Raw genomic sequence first — 2,162 nt, forward strand, 5'->3', positions numbered from 1 at the left:
GTCTGAAAAGATACAAAAAGATAAGGCCACATGACACCCCAAAAAACAATCCAGACCATCTTTTGTTATTATCCATTTCTTCCTGGGATAATTCAAATACTTTCCAGGTGGTCGGTAACGCCAGGGCGATCGCTAACACATAATACCAAACTTTAGAAGAAGAAACTCCAGGCAGTTCCGGAACCCCAAAACGAGCTGGCGCACCACCAAGGATTATTGCAACGACAAAGGTTACGGCTGTTCCCGCCACAGTTGCACCCAAAATTGTCAACGCAATTTGACCAGCGCCACGCAGGACAAAAAGATTCTTGAGCATAGATTTCAGGGCACCTGTTGCGAGGAAAGGGAGCGCAATAAGCAATACACCCATGAGCAGAGGTATGCGTAGAAAAAAGACATACTGCCAAAAGGCGCTAGGCAGTAGCAGCCATCCCGTAACTACTACCCCTACAAGCACCAGCCATAAAATAATTTTTTGAAGCACGATATTGCTTTCCTCCTAGAACGTTTAACTCAGCAAGACTTTACATTCACTGGACTTACGCTTTCAAGTCGGTTCTAAAGCTAAATGTAGTTTCCGGTGCGCGGTGCGGCACCATATACGTCTATTATACTACAATTTATTCTCTTCTTCCTTCTTCTTTCTTCCTTCTTTCTTCTTCCTTCCTGACTCCTCAAAATTTACTATCCCAGTAATTTTTGCTCTAATTGTAGCAACTTTTCAATTCGCGCCTCTGTGGATGGGTGAGTAGAAAATAAATTAGCCATGAATTTACCGGAAAATCCATTCATAATTAGTAATGGCTCAAAAGCTGGGTTACCATTCAATGGCATTTGTCTAGCATTTTGGTCTAACCTCTGCAAAGCTTGAGCAAGGGCGCGGGGGTTGCCAGTTAAATCGCCAGCACCTGCATCAGCAGCAAATTCACGAGTCCGGGAAATTGCCATTTGTACAACACTAGCAGCAACCGGAGCTAACATGATCGTCAATAACATCACAATTGGGTTAGATCGGTTGTCGCGGGAACCCCCACCAAACCACATAGAATAACTAGCTATTTGAGTTAACCAAGATATCCCACCTGCAACGGTTGCTGCTACTGCTTGGGTGAGAGTATCGCGATTTTTGATATGACTGAGTTCGTGGGCAATTACTCCTTCAAGTTCGTCCTCTGGTAAAATTCTCATAATACCTTCGGTAACTGCTACTGCTGCGTGATGGGGGTCTCGACCTGTGGCAAAAGCATTAGCTGCGGCAGTGGGAATGATATAAACTGCTGGCATGGGTAGACGTGCGCGATCGCACAATTTTTCTACCATATTATAGAGTCCTGGTGCTTCTGCTTGATTTACTGGTCTGGCATTATAAGCTGCTAGAGCTATTTTGTCTGAGAAAAACCAGGAACCCAAGTTCATTACTGCTGCTAATACTAACCCCACTGTAGCACCTGTTAGGCCACCGATTAACCAATAACTAACTGCTACTAATAAACCGCTAAGTATTCCTAATAAAGCCACAGTTTTTACTATGTTCATAAAGGTTGCCTCCTGTTAAGGCCAATGGTTTCTATATTTTATTCTCAGGTGGCGATCGCTCTTTTATGATATTTTTTTCATTGTAGCTTTTACGATTGGTTTACTTATGGTCGGAAATCATGACAAAAGGTTCGGTTTTTGTGAAATTTTATAGCTATTAATACTCAGCTCGTCTCTCTTTAAATACCCACAAATAACATTTATTAGGCAGCAGTAGGGACGGGTAGTGCTCAATATGTAATGGTAGAGGAGTTTCGACTTAGTTAACAATTTGCGCAATTTATTGACATAATACGCTAGTTCTCACAGGCAAGTAGTAACGAGGGTGACGCTTTGTATCTTCTGCACTAATCCCTGCTATTCGCATTTCTGGGGTGTCTATCTATATAGACGTAGACCTATCCTGAAATCCCGCTCCCTACTAGGAAAGGCGTAGTAAGGGTTTGAGGACTTTTTTAGTTATGTTAATTGACAAAGACTTAAATGTAAGTATAGAGTGTAGAGATGGGGTTGGCTTGACCGTTAATGCCTGTGGATGAGTAACCGCCGACGGCCTCAGTAGAAGCAGGAAGTAAACATCAATTTGTTACGTTATGTGACGCTTTGTATCAGTTTTATGAAGCAGT

General features: G+C 42.6%; 2 protein-coding genes. Both read right to left on the reverse strand.

Features of this window, described 5'->3' with window-relative positions:
* Positions 1 to 484, reverse strand: a 484-nt coding sequence (locus tag F6K13_RS29870) for a hypothetical protein (RefSeq protein ID WP_287289383.1), incomplete at its 3' end; no start/stop codon positions are given.
* A gap of 200 nt (positions 485 to 684) precedes the next feature.
* Positions 685 to 1,536 (reverse strand): zinc metalloprotease HtpX, encoded by an 852-nt coding sequence (locus tag F6K13_RS29875; RefSeq protein WP_124146285.1) that lies wholly within the window; start codon positions 1,534 to 1,536, stop codon positions 685 to 687.
* Between the last annotated feature and the right edge of the window lie 626 nt (positions 1,537 to 2,162).

This window comes from Okeania sp. SIO2B9 (assembly GCF_010672505.1).
In the GTDB taxonomy this organism is placed as follows: Bacteria; Cyanobacteriota; Cyanobacteriia; order Cyanobacteriales; family Microcoleaceae; genus Okeania; species Okeania hirsuta.

What these genes read in the sequence shown, in the direction of transcription:
- F6K13_RS29875 (WP_124146285.1), bottom strand. Translation starts at nt 1,536, where the DNA reads ATGAACATAGTAAAAACTGTGGCTTTATTAGGAATACTTAGCGGTTTA.